At 50.1% G+C, this 15,977-nt stretch carries 15 protein-coding genes; 1 reads left to right on the forward strand and 14 read right to left on the reverse strand.

Going from position 1 to position 15,977, the window contains the following annotated elements:
* Position 1: 1 nt before the first annotated feature.
* From ftsY to V8Q34_RS18185, 9 genes are all read right to left on the reverse strand, one after another.
* Positions 2–940, reverse strand: a complete 939-nt coding sequence (ftsY, locus tag V8Q34_RS18145; protein ID WP_033143385.1) for a signal recognition particle-docking protein FtsY — start codon at positions 938–940, stop codon at positions 2–4.
* An 8-nt stretch (positions 941–948) separates the two neighbouring features.
* Positions 949–4,509 carry a chromosome segregation protein SMC gene (smc, locus tag V8Q34_RS18150; RefSeq protein WP_244807311.1) on the reverse strand — a complete coding sequence of 1,187 codons (3,561 nt, stop codon included), beginning with the start codon at positions 4,507–4,509 and terminating at the stop codon, positions 949–951.
* Positions 4,500–5,210: a ribonuclease III gene (gene rnc, locus V8Q34_RS18155; protein WP_033143394.1), complete on the reverse strand. Its 711-nt coding sequence runs from the start codon at positions 5,208–5,210 to the stop codon at positions 4,500–4,502. The genes smc and rnc overlap by 10 nt, the downstream gene beginning before the upstream one ends.
* A gap of 121 nt (positions 5,211–5,331) precedes the next feature.
* Entirely contained in the window at positions 5,332–5,562 is a 231-nt protein-coding gene (gene acpP / locus V8Q34_RS18160; RefSeq protein WP_033143383.1) for an acyl carrier protein, read from the reverse strand.
* 12 nt (positions 5,563–5,574) lie between these two features.
* The gene (gene plsX / locus V8Q34_RS18165) at positions 5,575–6,600 is read right to left on the reverse strand and encodes a phosphate acyltransferase PlsX (RefSeq protein ID WP_033143393.1); all 1,026 of its coding nucleotides are present in this window, start codon (positions 6,598–6,600) and stop codon (positions 5,575–5,577) included.
* Between the two features lie 118 nt (positions 6,601–6,718).
* On the reverse strand, positions 6,719–7,519 hold the full coding sequence (locus V8Q34_RS18170) for a hypothetical protein (protein ID WP_052099689.1): 801 nt from the start codon (positions 7,517–7,519) through the stop codon (positions 6,719–6,721).
* Positions 7,520–7,686: 167 nt separating this feature from the next.
* On the reverse strand, positions 7,687–7,872 hold the full coding sequence (gene rpmF / locus V8Q34_RS18175; protein WP_018597460.1) for a 50S ribosomal protein L32: 186 nt from the start codon (positions 7,870–7,872) through the stop codon (positions 7,687–7,689).
* Between the two features lie 2 nt (positions 7,873–7,874).
* On the reverse strand, positions 7,875–8,402 hold the full coding sequence (locus V8Q34_RS18180) for a YceD family protein (RefSeq protein WP_054352460.1): 528 nt from the start codon (positions 8,400–8,402) through the stop codon (positions 7,875–7,877).
* A 58-nt stretch (positions 8,403–8,460) separates the two neighbouring features.
* Positions 8,461–9,663, reverse strand: coding sequence for an acetate/propionate family kinase (locus V8Q34_RS18185; protein WP_033143381.1), 1,203 nt, complete (start codon positions 9,661–9,663; stop codon positions 8,461–8,463).
* Between the two features lie 264 nt (positions 9,664–9,927).
* Here V8Q34_RS18185 and V8Q34_RS18190 point away from each other — a divergent pair, with 264 nt between their 5' ends.
* Positions 9,928–11,178, forward strand: a complete 1,251-nt coding sequence (locus V8Q34_RS18190; protein WP_335836047.1) for a nucleotidyltransferase — start codon at positions 9,928–9,930, stop codon at positions 11,176–11,178.
* Positions 11,179–11,200: 22 nt separating this feature from the next.
* Here the strand turns inward: V8Q34_RS18190 and V8Q34_RS18195 are convergent, their stop codons facing one another.
* The 5 genes from V8Q34_RS18195 to V8Q34_RS18215 form a co-directional block, all read right to left on the reverse strand.
* Complete coding sequence (locus V8Q34_RS18195; protein ID WP_225305300.1) at positions 11,201–11,365, reverse strand: FeoB-associated Cys-rich membrane protein; 165 nt, start codon at positions 11,363–11,365, stop codon at positions 11,201–11,203.
* A 29-nt stretch (positions 11,366–11,394) separates the two neighbouring features.
* Positions 11,395–13,587, reverse strand: coding sequence for a ferrous iron transport protein B (gene feoB / locus V8Q34_RS18200; protein WP_335836049.1), 2,193 nt, complete (start codon positions 13,585–13,587; stop codon positions 11,395–11,397).
* A gap of 94 nt (positions 13,588–13,681) precedes the next feature.
* Entirely contained in the window at positions 13,682–13,903 is a 222-nt protein-coding gene (locus V8Q34_RS18205; RefSeq protein WP_033143378.1) for a FeoA family protein, read from the reverse strand.
* Positions 13,904–13,982: 79 nt separating this feature from the next.
* On the reverse strand, positions 13,983–14,192 hold the full coding sequence (locus V8Q34_RS18210) for a FeoA family protein (RefSeq protein ID WP_033143377.1): 210 nt from the start codon (positions 14,190–14,192) through the stop codon (positions 13,983–13,985).
* Between the two features lie 393 nt (positions 14,193–14,585).
* Positions 14,586–15,950 carry a PFL family protein gene (locus V8Q34_RS18215; protein ID WP_033143376.1) on the reverse strand — a complete coding sequence of 455 codons (1,365 nt, stop codon included), beginning with the start codon at positions 15,948–15,950 and terminating at the stop codon, positions 14,586–14,588.
* Between the last annotated feature and the right edge of the window lie 27 nt (positions 15,951–15,977).

A 15,977-nucleotide genomic window follows, 5' to 3' on the forward strand; every position in this document is an offset into this window, starting at 1 on the left:
TTTACTCCTTGATGTCGAAAAGCGCGTTTACGAATTCATCGGAATTAAATTTCTGCAAATCGTCAATGCTCTCTCCTACCCCTATATATTTCACCGGAATGTCAAGCTCAGATTCGATTGCCACCGCAATTCCGCCTTTTGCTGTTCCGTCCAGTTTCGTTAAGATAATACCTGTCACATTGGCAACCTCATTGAATTGTCTGGCCTGCAGAAGCGCGTTCTGGCCTGTGGTGCCGTCCAGGACTACCAGTGTCTCCAGGTATGCCTCCGGATATTCCCGCTCAATAATGCGGTAGATCTTTCTCAGCTCCTCCATGAGGTTCTTCTTATTGTGAAGGCGTCCTGCCGTGTCGCAGAGAAGAACATCCGCGTCCCTGGCTTTTGCCGCCGCGATGGCGTCATAGACCACACTTGCGGGGTCTGCCCCTGACTGTCCGCCTATCAGCTCCACACCGGCCCTTTTTGCCCACTGGGTAAGCTGTTCCCCTGCCGCTGCGCGGAAGGTGTCTGCTGCCGCCAAAATGACCTTTTTCCCCTGGTCCTTTAACTTGCCTGCCAGCTTGCCCACAGATGTGGTCTTGCCCACACCGTTGACGCCGATGACAAGGACCACAGACTTGCGGTGCTCGAACTCATACGCGGTCTCCCCCACAGCCATCTGGGATTTGATGCTGTCCATGAGAAGCTGCTTGCACTCCTGCGGGTCTTTTATCTTCTTCTCAGCCACCTGGGCCTTTAAGTCCTCCACAATATGGGTGGTGGCATTGATCCCCAGATCTCCCATAACAAGGATTTCTTCTATTTCTTCATAAAAATCATCGTCAATACTGGAGTATCCGCTGAAAATGGAATCTATGCCGGATACAATATTCGCCCTGGTCTTGGAAAGTCCCGCAACCAGGCGCTGAAAAAAGCCTTTCTTTTCTTTCTCCTCTGCCATATGCCCTCCTATTTGTCCAAATCGTTTTCTATGAGGTTGACGGAAACAAGTGTGGACACGCCCTTTTCCTGCATCGTGATACCGTACAGGCGGTCAGCAGCCGTCATGGTTCCTCTTCTATGTGTTATAATAATAAATTGCGTATTTTTTGTCAACTTATGAAGATATTTTGCGTAGCGGGTAACATTGGAATCGTCCAGCGCTGCCTCGATCTCATCCAGCAGACAGAAGGGGGACGGCTTCAGGTTCTGGATGGCGAACAGCAGGGCAATGGCTGTCAGCGCCTTCTCCCCACCGGAGAGCTGCATCATATTCTGCAGCTTTTTGCCCGGGGGCTGGGATATGATGCGGATGCCTGCCTCCAGAATATCCGCGTCCTCATCCAGTTCCAGCGTACCCTTTCCTCCGCCGAACAGCTCCTTGAACGCTTTGTCAAACTCCATGCGGATCTGTGAAAATTTCTCCTCAAACTGATTCCGCATACCTGTATCCAGCTCATCTATGATCTGGAGAAGGGTCTGCTCCGCCTGTACCAGATCCGCATGCTGTGTGCTTAAGAAGGTATGGCGCTCTGACAGCTCCTTATACTCCTCAATGGCATTTACGTTCACATTGCCCAGCTTTTTGATCTCATCCCTCACGACTCCCAGTGCTTTCTTGATCTCTGTGCGCTCCAAAAGCTTGGCAGGAGCCTGGCCAAGTGCCTGGCCATAGGTCATCTCATATTCTTCCCACATATAGTTGACCTGATTCTCTTGGTTTTCCTCCAGCTTTTCTTTCTGGCTGGTGAGACGGTAGCACTCCTTGTCCAGAAGGTTCATTCTGGCGGACAGCTCATCCCGCTTGTCAAAGAAGGACTTGTGGGTGCGGTTCATCTCCTCTTTGCGCTGAAGGTACTCCTGCATTTTTGCCTCGTCCTCCACCGCTTCCTTCTCTGCCTGTCTGATAGTCTGCCGAATTTCTTCAATGTCCCTGACTTTTTTCTCCATATCGGCCTTACCGTTTTTAAGGCTGCCCTGCAGAGCTTCCATCTGGGACTGTAAATTGTCATTCTCCTCTTTCAGCCTTGACAGGTTCTCCTCCAGGAATCCCCGTTTTGATGTCAGGTTGGCAGTCTCCAGATGGGCCTGTTCCAGACTTCTGGAACGCTCTGATTCCAGCTTTTTCTTCTCATCCAGAGTCTCCTGGTTCCTGGTGATGGCATCCTCCAGGGCTTTTTCCTGAGCCGCGCTGGTCTCCAGCTCCAGACGGATAGAATCGCTGTTCTCGGATATCTCGGCCACCTGTTTTTCAAGCTCTGCATTCTCTTTTTTCAGGCTTTCATATCCGTCTGCGATCTCCTGCTTTTTGGCTGACATAGACTGCAGATTCATGCGCACGGTGTTGTCGCGCAGATACTGCTCCTGCAGAAGTTCCGAAAGGCGTGCCACCTCATCACGGAAATGGTTTCTCTTTTCCCGGAATCCGTCCAGCTCGGCCTGCTTCTTTTCCAGATCTTTTTTGAGCAGCTCCACACTGTTCTGCAGCTCATCAATCTCTCTTCGGCGCCCCAGCAGATTGCTGTTGTTCTTAAAGGCACCGCCGGTCAGGGAACCGCCGGGGTTTAAAGACTCACCCTCGATGGTTACCATACGGATGGTATACTGGTATTTCCTGGCAATGGCAATACCGTGGTCAATGTGGTCCACCACCAGGGTCCTGCCCAGCAGATAGTTCGTCAGCCCCTCGTACTCCTTGTCCACAGTCACCAGCTCACTGGCCACTCCGATAACACCCGGCTCTTTTAATGCCGCTGCATTGGCAAACGGCTTTTTGTTTTTCATACTGGTGAGGGGAAGGAAGGTTGCCCGGCCGTACTTGTTGCGCTTTAAAAAGGTAATCAGTTCCTTGGCTGTGCCCTCATTGTCTGTGACTATGTTCTGGATGCTGCCGCCGAGAGCGGTCTCAATGGCAGTCTCATAATTTTTCTGGACTTTAATCAGATCCGCCACAACGCCCCGGATGCCCGGAACATTTTTTTTCTGCTCCATGACCCGGCGGATACTGTTGCCGTAGCCGTCATAGCGCTCTGTGATATTCTGCAGGGATTCCAGGCGGGATGCCTCCCTGTGATAGGCGGTCTGTCCGATGTCCAGCTCCCGGCTGGCTTTGGAGATCTGTGCCTGGCAGCGCTTGATCTCATCCTCGCTGTCATTACTCTGTCTGGTGAGCTTTTCTATGTTCTCCTCTATCTCCTGCTGTTCCTTCTCATAGCGCTCTTTTGCCTCTCTTTGCTGGCCTGCCTCGCTTTTCAGGCGCAGGAGTTTCTGGTTTAGCTCTGTCTTTCTCAGGGATATCTGCTCCATCATGGCATCATAACGCTGCATCTTTCCCTTGGTAGAGGCCCGCATATTGAGGATTTCTATGATCTCATTCTTATCCTCCTCAATCTTCCCTTCCAGTTTGTGGATCTCAATAGCCAGATCCCGGAATTCTTTTTTTGCCGCTTCCTGGGCTGCCTCCGCTTTTGCAAGCCCGGCATCCAGCTCACTTTTTTCCCGGGTGTATTTCTCCGTATCTTCCCGGCGTCTGGCGATCTCGCCTTCCAGGTGCTTTACCCGCTCCCGGTACTGCTCATCACTCTGTCTTGCCGCGTGGATCTGCTCGTTTAAAACATTGATCTGACCTTCCAGCTGCTGCTTGAGAAGGGCCTTCCCGGTGGATTCTTCCCGGAACTGCTGAATCTTCTCCTCCAATTCCTCCAGCTCCTTTTCAAGCTGCTCGTACTCGGTCTTGGTGGTCTCAAAGCTTTTGGTGGTCTCCTCCAGGTCATTTTGGGCAATGGTATACTTGCCCTCCACCTCGCGAAGCTGCTCTTTGATCCGCTCCATCTCGGAGAGGAACATCTGGGTGTCCAGGCCCTTTAATTCCTCCCTTTTCTTTAAATACACCCTGGCTGTCTCGGACTGGCGCTCCAAAGGCGCAAGCTGTCTTGTCAGCTCTGAGAGGATATCGCTGACACGGGTCAGGTTCTGCTGCTCCTCCTCCAGCTTTTTAAGGGCGGAAGCCTTTCTCCGCTTGAATTTCACGATTCCGGCCGCCTCGTCGAAGAGCTCTCTTCTCTCCTCCGGCTTGCCGCTTAAGATCTTGTCAATCTGGCCCTGTCCGATAATGGAATAGCCCTCTTTGCCGATACCGGTATCGTAGAACAGCTCATTGACATCCTTTAACCGGCAGGAGGTGCCGTTCATGAGATACTCACTCTCACCGGAACGGTACAGCCTCCTGGCTATTGTGACCTCCTCATAGTCAATGGGGAGCTGGTGGTCGCTGTTGTCAAGGGTAATGGCAACGTAGGCAAATCCCAGGGGTTTTCTCGTCTCCGTGCCGGAGAAGATAACATCCTGCATATTGCCCCCTCGGAGCTGTTTGGCGCTCTGCTCACCAAGTACCCAGCGGACCGCATCGCCTACATTGCTCTTGCCGCTGCCGTTTGGCCCCACAATGCCGGTAATGCCGTTATGAAATTCAAATGTTATCTTATTGGCAAAGGATTTAAACCCCTGCACTTCAATACTCTTTAGATACATAAATCACCTTTGTCGTTTTTCAGTTTTTTGATGGCGCAGTAGGCTGCCTGCTGTTCGGCTGCCTTCTTGGTGTGGCCGCAGCCCTCACCCAGCACCTTTTCTCCCAGAAGTGCCTGCATATAGAAGGATTTGTTGTGGTCAGGTCCCTCTTCCCTAAGGAGCACATACCGCACATCCTCCTCATACCTGCCCTGTACGATCTCCTGAAGTGTAGTCTTGCTATCATAAAAGAGCTGTTTATTCTCAATATCATTCAGGATAAACCTCTGAACGAACTCTTTTGCATTAGCAAAACCGCCATCCAGGTAAATGGCGCCGATCAGCGCTTCCATGGCATCTGACACAATGGAATCTCTCCTGCGGCCTCCCGTAGCCTCCTCGCCTTTACCTAAAAGCAGATACTCACCCAGTGACAGTTCTCTTGCACAGAGCGCCAGAGTTGGCTCGCAGACCATGCTGGCACGCTTCTTTGTCAGTTCTCCCTCAGGCATCTGGGAATACTTTTCAAACAAAAATTCACTGGAGGTCAGTTCCAGCACGGCATCCCCTAAAAATTCCAGGCGCTCGTTGTTTCCCACATAGGAAATTCGATGCTCATTGGCGTAGGAGCTGTGGGTCATGGCATTGATGAGCAGATCGAAATTCTGGAATTTATATCCTGTCTTTGCCTCCAGTTCCATGAGTTTTTTCAAGTTTTTCATATTTTTCCTTTCCGGGACATGTCCCGCATTTTCTGTTTTGATAAGCAAAAGAGGATGCCGCCAAACCCCCGGAAGATTCAGATTGAATCCGGCAGCCGGATTTGGGGCATCCGATATGTCATTAACCAATCAGGTTTTTAATCTCTTCCACCGCATCGCCTACGGATACGATCTTCTCCACCTGTTCTGTGGGAATCTCGATATCAAATTCCTCCTCGATACCCATGATGATTTGAAAAATGTCCAGAGAGTCGGCTCCCAGGTCTTCAACAAATGTGGTATCCATGGAAACCTCCTGTGTATCCACATTCAAAACCTCTGCTATAATCTTCTGTAATTTTTCCAGTTCCATCTCTTTTCCTCCTTACGCTTCTTCCTTTTTATCTGACGAAATGATATTCTCCCGGATCCGTTCGCTGATATTCTGCTCTTTGAACGAAATACACTGGATGATGGAGTTTTTTACCTCCGCAGACTTGGAACTTCCGTGGCATTTTACCACAAGTCCCTTGAGTCCCAAAAGCGGCGCTCCGCCGTACTCGCTGGCGTCAAAGCTTTTTAATGTGGATTTGAGGGCCGGCTTTACCAAAAGCGCGCCTATTTTGCTGCGCAGGCTTGTCATCATGCCCTGTTTCACCTTGGAGATCAGAGTGGCCCCCACGCCCTCATAAAGCTTCAGAATGACATTTCCCACAAAGGCTTCTGTCACGATCACATCCGCCGCACCGTTCGGGATTTCTCTGGCTTCAATGCTGCCTACAAAGTTAATGTCTTCACACGCTTTCAGCAGCGGATATGTTTCTTTCACCAGGGCATTTCCCTTTTCTTCCTCAACGCCTATGTTCACAATTCCCACACGGGGCTTTTTGACGCCCATAACATGCTCCATATAGATGGAACCCATACGGGCAAACTGTATCAGATGGGAAGAGCGGGCATCCACGTTTGCACCGCAGTCTATTAAGAGAGACACACCGTCTCTTGTGGGAATCAGCGGGGCCAGAGGCGCTCGCTCCACACCTTTGATCCTGCCCACAATGGTTGTCCCTCCCACCAGGATGGCTCCGGAGCTTCCTGCGGATACGAAAGCGTCTGCTTCCCCTTTCTTCACCAGCTTCATCCCCACTACGATAGAGGAATCCTTTTTGCCCCGGATCGCGGCAACCGGCGGTTCTCCTGTCTCGATCACCTGGGATGCGGGGACGATCTCAATCCTCTCCCCCGGATTGCCGCAGGCCTCCAGTTCTTTTTTTACGGCCTCTTCCAGACCTACCAGAAGCACCTTCAGGTTTGCTTTTTCTTTCACAGCGTCCACTGCACCTTTGACAATCTCTGCCGGTGCATTGTCGCCTCCCATGGCATCCACTGCCACAATTGTCATATTCTCCATATTCTGCCTCCTGTATTCTGCAGATAATTTTACCAGACATCCTTTAAAACCGCAAGAGGGCTGCTGTAAAAGAGACATCTTTTACAGCAGCCGCCTGCCATTTTTATATTCCTGTCTTTTACTGCATCTTTCCGTCGCTGCCCAGATGATAGCCTTCCACATCCGTATCCACTGCCATGGAACCGTCATCCTTCAGATAATACCAAGTGCTGCCTTCCTGGTACCAGCCTTTCCTCATATACCCATGGTCATCAAAGGCATACCATTTGCCGTCGATCTCCAGCCACTGGCTCTTGGGAAATGTGCCGTCCCCGTAATCATACCACCAGCCTTTATCCGATTCTTTCCAGGTTCCGGAGGTCTTTTTCTCCTTCTTCTCTTTCTTTTTTTCCTCGGATTTCTTCTTCTCGGCGTTCTTGCTCTCTGCGTCGTCTGAGACTATGACCTCTGCCGTGTCGCTGGTGATCCCGTTTGTGGAGGAACCGATGGTGCTGGTCGCTACCACATAGTAATACATGGTCTTGGCTTCACCGGTGGGCGGTGTAAAGGTGTTCTTTGTCTCGCCCTCCACAGGGGTGCCGCCTCCGTTGGTGTTGGTCTGGCTCTGATACCACTGGTATGTGATAACGCCCTTGTCCGATGTCTTGGCCTCCACTTTCAGGGCCTCGGCCTTGTCTCCTGTCTTATAGGTAACGGAACCGCTTAAGTTTGTGGTCAGCTCCGGTTTGGCAACCTCAACCTCCGGCTCCTGGGTCTTATTCTCGTCTTCCTCTTCACTGCTCTTCTCTGTATTGTCCGGCTTGGGGTCTGTCTTCTCCAGCACCTTGTCCATCACCTTTTCCCCGCTGCAGCCTGTCACGGCAAAAGTAAGGCATCCGACTGCAAGAAGCAGAATCCCTTTCTTTAACCATTTATTCATCCATCTTCCTCCTTTAATAGAAATGTAATGTTTTTCGTCTAATCTACGTCATACCAGTTCTATATTAACTTGTTTTTACATAAATCGCAAGGTTTTTTATAAATTTATTACAAAAATATTACAAAAAAGGCCTCCTGGTTGTCCAGAAGGCCTTTCTCATGCATGAATTATTCTTCACCCATTTTGATGATTTCTTTTTTGTTGTAACTTCCGCAAGCTTTGCACACTCTGTGTGGCATCATTAAAGCTCCACATTTGCTGCATTTTACTAAGTTCGGAGCGCTCATTTTCCAGTTTGCTCTTCTTTTATCTCTTCTTGCTTTTGAAGTTTTATTTTTTGGACAGATGGACATAGTTACACCTCCTTAAATTTGCTAAATATATCACGGATTGCTGCCATTCTCGGATCGAGGCTTTCCTGCTCACAGGAACAGGGGCCGTCATTTAAATCTTTGCCGCAATGGCTGCAGATTCCCTTGCAGTCCTCTTGACACAGGACCCGTAAAGGCCAACGGATTAAAATCTCATTATGCACTAACTGCTCAACATCCAGGCTACAACCTGTGACATAATTAATTTCATCTAAGTCTTTTATCCTGTCTTCCTCCGAAACCTTCATATCCATATCTCTTTCCAGTGCAAAGGGAAAATCCACCGGGACCTCTTTTAAACAGCGGTCACAGGGAATGGACAGAGTCACACTGCCTCTTGCTTCCAGGTGCAGAACCTTTTTGCCGGTATTCGTAATTGTAAGAATCACTGGCTCTTTGTCCTTCACAGGAAAGCTGCCCAGTTTCGATTGAAAGGAATCCATGGAAACAGGTGCTTCTATGACCTGTGTCTTTCCTTCCAGGGATAAAATTTCTGATAAATCAATTAGCATAATAGTCTCCTAATCACACCTAGTAAATTATACATAGGGATTTTCTATTTGTCAACTATTATTTCTGATTCTTGACTAATTCTGCTGTTTCCTGACAGATTGCAAGCTCTTCGTTGGTGGGAACTACGGCAACTTTCACTTTGGAATCTGCTGTGGAGATGATCATGTTCTCACCGCGTTTCTGGTTTGCTTCCTCGTCCAGAGTGATTCCCAGGTAGGAAAGGCTCTTCACAACTGTCTCACGAACCGGAATAGCGTTCTCGCCGATACCGCCGGTGAAAGCGATGGCGTCCACGCCGTTCATGGCTGCAACGTAGGAACCGATGTATTTTACAATGCGGTAGCACAGGCAGTCAACAGCTCTCTTGGCATCCGGGTTGCCCTGCTCTCTGGCTTCGTTTAAGTCACGGAAGTCGCTGGACAGGCCTTTTGACAGACCTAACAGACCGGATTCTTTGTTCAGGATGCGTACCATCTCTTTTACATCAATGTTTTCTTTTCCGCAGATGAACTCTAAAACAGCCGGGTCCAGATCTCCGGAACGTGTACCCATAACAAGACCTTCCAGAGGAGTCAGGCCCATGCTGGTATCCACACATTTGCCGTTCACAACAGCGCTGATGGAGGAACCGTTTCCTAAGTGAGCTACGATCACTTTGGAGTTATCCGGGTCAAGTCCCAGGAATTTAATGGTCTCTTTGGATACGAAACGATGAGAGGTTCCGTGGAAACCGTATTTGCGGACTTTGTATTTGTCATAATATTTGTACGGGATTGCATACATGTATGCTTTTTCCGGCATAGTCTGATGGAAAGCGGTGTCGAATACAGCTACGTTTGGTTTGCCCGGCATCAGCTCCATACATGCACGGATACCCATTAAGTTTGCAGGGTTGTGCAGAGGTCCAAGGTCACAGCACTCTTCAATAACAGAGATCACCTCGTCATTGATAATACAGGAGTCAGAGATTTTGGCGCCGCCGTGCAGGACACGGTGTCCGATGGCTTCCACTTCATCCAGACTCTTTAATACGCCTGTTTTCGGATTGACCAAAGCGTCCAAAACCATTTTGATGGCCTCTGTATGTGTTGGCATTGCTGCTTCTGTTGTCTCTTTCTCACCGCCTGTGGGCTGGTAAACCAGTCTTCCGTCGATACCGATACGTTCGCATAAGCCTTTTGCGGCCACTTCTTCTGTGTCAGAATTGATTAACTGGAATTTCAGGGATGAACTTCCGCAGTTTACTACTAATACGTTCATGTTTTTTCCTCCGTTATCATACATCTTCGCGGCCAAAATGACCACGTTTGGTATTATTATACATCTTTTCAAAAAATGGTACAAGGGTACCTGGGAAATTTACGGGGAAATTTTGTATTCTTTTCAAAACATTTTTTCATAATATGCATGTAAACAGTTGTCTGCAGCGGATGATTTTGTTATATTATAGGCATCGCACGGTCAAAAAGACGCAGACCTGAACGGACCAATGCAGCAATCACCAGAAGGGAAACGAAAAATCATATGAGCAGAATCACCGGCATAGTAGCTGAATACAATCCTTTTCACAAAGGCCATGCCTATCACTTGGAAAAAGCCAGAGAACTTACAGATGCGGACTATCTTGTTGTGGTCATGAGCGGAGACTTTGTCCAAAGGGGCGCTCCCGCCCTGTTTGACAAGTATCTGCGCACAGAGGCAGCGCTTCTTGGGGGCGCTGATCTGGTGCTGGAGCTTCCCGCCGCAAATGCATGTGCCAGCGCGGAATCTTTTGCCTGGGGTGCTGTCTCGATTCTGGAGCAGCTTGGATGTGTAAATGCGCTCTCTTTTGGCAGTGAAACCGGGGATACGCAGGCGCTCCTTTCCTGCGCCGAAGTGCTTTTACAGGAAAGTGATGCCTATCGGGAGCAACTTCGCTCCCTCTTAAAAAAGGGGTACTCTTTTCCCGCAGCGCGCAGGGAAGCAGTGGGTGCCCTGAACCATCCGGGACTTCTGCCGGAGCTTTTGGATTTCCCCAACAATATTCTGGGCCTGGAGTATATCAAGGCCCTCAAAAGGGCCGGCAGCAGCATACAGCCAACTGCCCTGAAACGTGCCGGGGCCGGGTATCACGACGACGCTCTCACCGATTCCTATTCCAGCGCCACTGCAGTGCGGAAGCTTATACGGGATAGCGATACGGAAAAAAGGACAGAATCCGTCCACTGGTCCAAACTCCTTGCAGGGGCCATGCCGGAGTCCTCCGCCCTTCTTACAGCCAGGCGCCTGTCCGCGGAGGCTCCTGTTTGGGAGGATGATTTTTCCCTGCTGCTCTGCTATCAGCTTATGCGGCTTTCCCCGAAAGAGCTGGCCGCATATTCCGATATGTCCCCGGAGCTTGCAAGGCGCATACACGCGCACCTAAACGAGTTTCACAGTTACTCTCAGTTTTCCGCGCTTCTTAAGACGCGTGAGCTGACTTACACCCGCATAAACCGCGCGCTTCTCCATGTGCTTCTGGGCATAAAGGCAGAAAAGGGCTGTCCCCCGAAAGCCTCCTACGCACGGATTCTGGGGTTCCGTAAGAACGCCGGAGGACTCTTAAAAGAGATTAAGGCAAATGCGGATATGCCCCTTGTCACCAAGGCCGCGGATTACGGAAAACTTCTTGCCCCGCAGTCTGCAAAAAGATTTGAACAGGATCTGTTTGCCTCCAATCTGTACAGCACCGTGCGCGCACAGAAAAACGGGACAACCTTTGTAAATGATATACAAAAGTCTCCCGTTATCCTTTGATCTGCAATCTGCATCCGCACTTCTATTTTATTTTCTGCTCTGCTGCCCCATGGCAGCAGCTGCAGTTTCCACTGCAGCTTCCGCATGTTTTGCCGGCCTTTTTGTCTTTCACGATTTTTCTCACGACCAGCCCCACTATACAGAGCAGGACCAGCAGAACCAGGATTGTTCCAGCATTCATATTCATCTTACCTTTCCGGGCGGGACAGGAGGCACTTATGCCTTCACTGCCTTCCCTGTTTTCATTTTTATGTTCCATGTATCTCCTTTTTCCTTATACGGTCTGAACAGCATATACAGGAAGAATACCACAACCAGGATCGCCGCCGCAGTACCTATACCGAAGGCTCCGCCCTCCAGCAGATGTCCCATCTGGTAAACAACCAGGGAGGAGCAGTAAGCCAGCAGTGTCTGGTATCCAATGGCAAACCAGAACCAGCCTCCATTGTTCATCTCCCGTTTGATCGCTCCCATCGCCGCAAAGCAGGGCGCGCACAGAAGGTTAAATACCAGGAAAGAGTAAGCTGCAGCTGCTGTGAAGCTGCCTGCCAGTGTCCCCCATATCTCAGCACCGTCTTCTGCCACCTCGGCAAAGCCATAGAGGATACCAAAAGTGCCGACCACATTCTCTTTTGCCACCAGTCCGGAAACTGCTGCCACTGCGGCTTTCCAGTCTCCCCATCCAAGGGGGATGAACAGCCAGGAGATGCCTCTTCCGATACCTGCCAGCAGGGAGTTCTCCATATCCTCCACCATACCGAAAGAACCATTCTCGAAACCAAATCCCTGTGTGAACCAGATAAAGATAGTAGAGAGAAGAATCACCGTGCCTGCTTTTTTAATGAAGGACCAGCCTCTCTCCCACATGCTGCGCAGGACATTTCCCACAGTGGGCATATGGTATGTAGGAAGCTCCATAACGAAAGGCGCCGGATCTCCGGAGAATTTTCTGGTCTTTTTCAGAATGATGCCGGAGCAGATGACAGCCAGAACACCTGCAATATACGCACTGGGCGCCACCCACCAGGCCCCGCCAAAGATAGCACCTGCGATAAGCGCGATAATAGGCAGTTTCGCGCTACACGGAATAAATGTGGTGGTCATAATGGTCATCTTCCGGTCTCTGTCATTTTCAATGGTCCTTGATGCCATGATTCCCGGAACCCCGCATCCTGTGCCGATCAGCATGGGAATGAAGGATTTCCCGGAAAGACCGAATTTACGGAAAATACGGTCCATGATAAAAGCCACACGTGCCATATATCCGCATCCCTCCAGGAATGCTAGGAAGAGAAACAGCACCAGCATCTGCGGCACGAATCCCAGCACAGCGCCTACACCGGCAACAATGCCGTCCACGATCAGGCTCTGAAGCCATGCCGCGCAGTGAATGGCTTCCAGTCCGTTGTTCAGCAGTTCGGGTATGGCAGGAACATGCAGGGCTGAGAATCCCAGGAAATTCCACCCGTCAGCGAATACGCCGTCGTTCACCCAGTCTGTGGCCCATCCGCCCACAGTGGAGACGGACACATAATACACCAGTGCCATGACGAGAAAGAAGATGGGAAGGCCGAGGAAACGGTTTGTGACAATTCCGTCAATCTTATCTGAGGTGGTCATTTTTCCCCTGCTCTTTTTGATATACGCTTTTTTTACAACAGCTCCTATGTACGTGTATCTCTCATTGGTGATAATGCTCTCGGAATCATCGTCCAAATCTTTTTCCACGGAAGCGACGATGGTTTCCACGTCCGGCAGGCCGGATATGGTCTCGCCGATCTTATGATCTCTCTCAAACAGCTTTACCGCGTAAAAACGTCTCTGTTCTTCCGGGATATTGCCGTCCAGCAAAGACTCGATCTCATCCAGGGCTTCCTCCACACGCTTCTGGAATCTGTGGACCGGGGCGCCTGCGTTTTTCTTTCCGGCAATGCGCACAGCCTTGTCTGCGGCTTCCCGGATACCGGTTCCCTTCAGAGCAGAGATTTCTACCACTTCACAGCCGAGCTGTCCGGACAGTTCACCGATCTGAATGATGTCTCCGTTTTTCGCCACCACATCCATCATGTTCACTGCCATAATGACAGGGATGCCAAGCTCCATAAGCTGGGTGGACAAATACAGGTTTCTCTCCAGGTTCGTGCCATCCACAATATTCAGTATGGCGTCAGGGCGTTCTGTGATCAGATAATTTCTGGCTACCACTTCCTCCAGTGTGTAAGGGGACAGGGAATAAATTCCCGGAAGGTCCATGATGACTACATCCTTGTTTCCCTTCAGTTTTCCTTCCTTCTTCTCTACTGTAACACCGGGCCAGTTTCCCACAAACTGATTGGACCCTGTCAACGCATTGAACAGTGTGGTCTTGCCACAGTTTGGGTTGCCGGCAAGCGCAATTTTTACTGACATTCTCTCTTCCTCCTCTATTTCCAAAAAATACGGTTAGAAGCCTCTAACCATAAATCCTAAAAAAATGCTGCGGCCGTTTTGGCGGGCAGCTTATCTACTGAATCTCGATCATCTCTGCGTCTGCTTTCCGCAGGGAAAGTTCATAGCCTCTCACCGTCACTTCTACCGGATCGCCGAAGGGCGCTACTTTTCTCACATAGACATCTGTGCCCTTGGTGATCCCCATATCCATGATCCGGCGTTTTACAGCGCCTTCCCCGTGCAGTTTAACCACCCTGACGCTCTGTCCGCATTTTACATTCCGCAGTGTTTCCATATCTGCATATCCTCCTCTTTCTACATCACCACGCCCGTTATAAGGTACGGCTTACATCTATTTCTATCAAAATGCTGTATCAAACCAGGATTCTGTTGGCCATCTCACTGCTGATGGCAACTCTGGAATCCTTTACACTGACGATCACGTTTCCGCCTAACTGGGAAACCACCGTCACGTCTGTTCCTGTCACAAAGCCGAGATTCTCCAGATGGCGTCTCACTTCTTCTTTGCCGCCCACTTTTTTGATCTGCTTTGTTTCTCCTGCTGAAGCCATAGTCAAAGGCATTTTCATCACTCCTTAATTTTCCATCATCCTTACAGTTAGCTTTTTCTAACTAACTATAAGTTAGCACACACTAACACATTTTGTCAATATATTTTTTTACTTATTTTTCCTATTTGCACAAGTTCTTTTTTCTACAAGTTCCTCCAGTACACAGTCACCCGGTCCCTGGCATCTCTCACGCAAACATTTACCCGCGTCTTTAGCGAAGACGAGATCCACCGTTTACGGAAACTTAGACACGAGGGCTCTCCCGAGTGCTCTTAGTTGTAGTTAACGGTTAGCTCGGCTGAGCGTTGCGGGTGTTTGCGTGAGAGATGCCAGGGACCGGGTGACGTCCGCTTAGAAACAAAAAAAGACCGCATTCCACAACCGGAACACGGCCTGACTATTTCTCTAATTTTTAAAGCTGTGGATAGGAGCCGGAATCCTTCCGCCTCTGTTTACAAACGCTTCACAGGAATACGGATTGACCGGCATGATCGGTGCATAACCCAGAAGTCCTCCGAATTCCACAGTCTCTCCCACACCTTTTCCGATAACCGGAATCAAACGGACAGCCGTTGTCTTCTGGTTCACCATACCGATGGCACATTCATCCGCAATGATGCCGGCAATGGTGCTGGCTTTGGTGTCTCCCGGAATGGCGATCATATCCAGCCCCACAGAGCAGACACAGGTCATGGCTTCCAGCTTCTCTATGGTAAGGGCATTGGCATTGACCGCATCGATCATTCCCTGGTCCTCGCTGACCGGAATGAAGGCACCGCTTAAACCGCCCACATAGGAGGATGCCATAACGCCGCCTTTTTTCACCTGGTCATTTAAAAGCGCAAGGGCTGCTGTGGTACCTGGGGCACCTGCATATTCCACACCAATCTCATGGAGAATATCTGCCACACTGTCCCCGATGGCCGGAGTGGGTGCCAGTGACAGATCCACGATGCCGAAGGGAATCCCCAGGCGCTTGGATGCCTCCTGGGCTACCAGCTGTCCCACGCGTGTTACTTTAAAGGCCGTTTTCTTGATGGTCTCGCAGAGCACCTCAAAATCTTTTCCCCGCACTTTTTCCAGAGCTGTCTTCACAACACCGGGTCCGGAAACACCCACATTGATAATGGCATCCGCCTCTGTCACACCGTGGAAAGCGCCTGCCATGAACGGATTGTCATCCGGGGCGTTGCAGAATACCACCAGTTTGGCACATCCCAGGGAATCCTGCTCCCTGGTCGCCTGGGCAGTAGCAAGAACGATTTCTCCCATAAGCTTCACAGCATCCATGTTGATGCCTGTCTTGGAGGAGCCAAGGTTGATGGAACTGCAGACTCTCTCTGTGGCTGCCAGGGCTTCCGGGATGGAGCGGATCAGCATCTCGTCCGCCTTTGTCATACCTTTTGACACAAGCGCAGAGTAGCCGCCGATGAAGTTCACTCCCACTTCTTTTGCTGCCCGATCCAGAGTCTCTGCCAGAGTCACAAAATCCTCCGGCGCTTTGCAGGCCGCACCGCCCACCAGCGCAATGGGGGTTACAGAGATTCGCTTGTTCACAACAGGGATTCCGTACTCTCCGGAAATCTCGTCACCGGTCTTCACCAGGTTTCTTGCCAGGGTGGTGATCTTGTCGTAGATTTTTCTGTTCACCTGCTGCAGGTCAGAATCTATGCAGTCCAGAAGGCTGATTCCCATGGTAATGGTACGCACATCCAGATTTTCCTGCTCTATCATTTTGTTGGTCTCATTTACTTCAAAAATGTTAATCATATTTTTCTCTTGTCCTTTCCCGGGTTT

The sequence above is a fragment of the Blautia sp. JLR.GB0024 genome, assembly GCF_037000545.1.
GTDB lineage: Bacteria > Bacillota > Clostridia > Lachnospirales > Lachnospiraceae > Blautia > Blautia celeris.

What these genes read in the sequence shown, in the direction of transcription:
- ftsY (WP_033143385.1), bottom strand. Translation starts at nt 940, where the DNA reads ATGGCAGAGGAGAAAGAAAAGAAAGGCTTTTTTCAGCGCCTGGTTGCG.
- smc (WP_244807311.1), bottom strand. Translation starts at nt 4,509, where the DNA reads ATGTATCTAAAGAGTATTGAAGTGCAGGGGTTTAAATCCTTTGCCAAT.
- rnc (WP_033143394.1), bottom strand. Translation starts at nt 5,210, where the DNA reads ATGAAAAACTTGAAAAAACTCATGGAACTGGAGGCAAAGACAGGATAT.
- acpP (WP_033143383.1), bottom strand. Translation starts at nt 5,562, where the DNA reads ATGGAACTGGAAAAATTACAGAAGATTATAGCAGAGGTTTTGAATGTG.
- plsX (WP_033143393.1), bottom strand. Translation starts at nt 6,600, where the DNA reads ATGGAGAATATGACAATTGTGGCAGTGGATGCCATGGGAGGCGACAAT.
- V8Q34_RS18170 (WP_052099689.1), bottom strand. Translation starts at nt 7,519, where the DNA reads ATGAATAAATGGTTAAAGAAAGGGATTCTGCTTCTTGCAGTCGGATGC.
- rpmF (WP_018597460.1), bottom strand. Translation starts at nt 7,872, where the DNA reads ATGTCCATCTGTCCAAAAAATAAAACTTCAAAAGCAAGAAGAGATAAA.
- V8Q34_RS18180 (WP_054352460.1), bottom strand. Translation starts at nt 8,402, where the DNA reads ATGCTAATTGATTTATCAGAAATTTTATCCCTGGAAGGAAAGACACAG.
- V8Q34_RS18185 (WP_033143381.1), bottom strand. Translation starts at nt 9,663, where the DNA reads ATGAACGTATTAGTAGTAAACTGCGGAAGTTCATCCCTGAAATTCCAG.
- V8Q34_RS18190 (WP_335836047.1), top strand. Translation starts at nt 9,928, where the DNA reads ATGAGCAGAATCACCGGCATAGTAGCTGAATACAATCCTTTTCACAAA.
- V8Q34_RS18195 (WP_225305300.1), bottom strand. Translation starts at nt 11,365, where the DNA reads ATGAATATGAATGCTGGAACAATCCTGGTTCTGCTGGTCCTGCTCTGT.
- feoB (WP_335836049.1), bottom strand. Translation starts at nt 13,587, where the DNA reads ATGTCAGTAAAAATTGCGCTTGCCGGCAACCCAAACTGTGGCAAGACC.
- V8Q34_RS18205 (WP_033143378.1), bottom strand. Translation starts at nt 13,903, where the DNA reads ATGGAAACACTGCGGAATGTAAAATGCGGACAGAGCGTCAGGGTGGTT.
- V8Q34_RS18210 (WP_033143377.1), bottom strand. Translation starts at nt 14,192, where the DNA reads ATGCCTTTGACTATGGCTTCAGCAGGAGAAACAAAGCAGATCAAAAAA.
- V8Q34_RS18215 (WP_033143376.1), bottom strand. Translation starts at nt 15,950, where the DNA reads ATGATTAACATTTTTGAAGTAAATGAGACCAACAAAATGATAGAGCAG.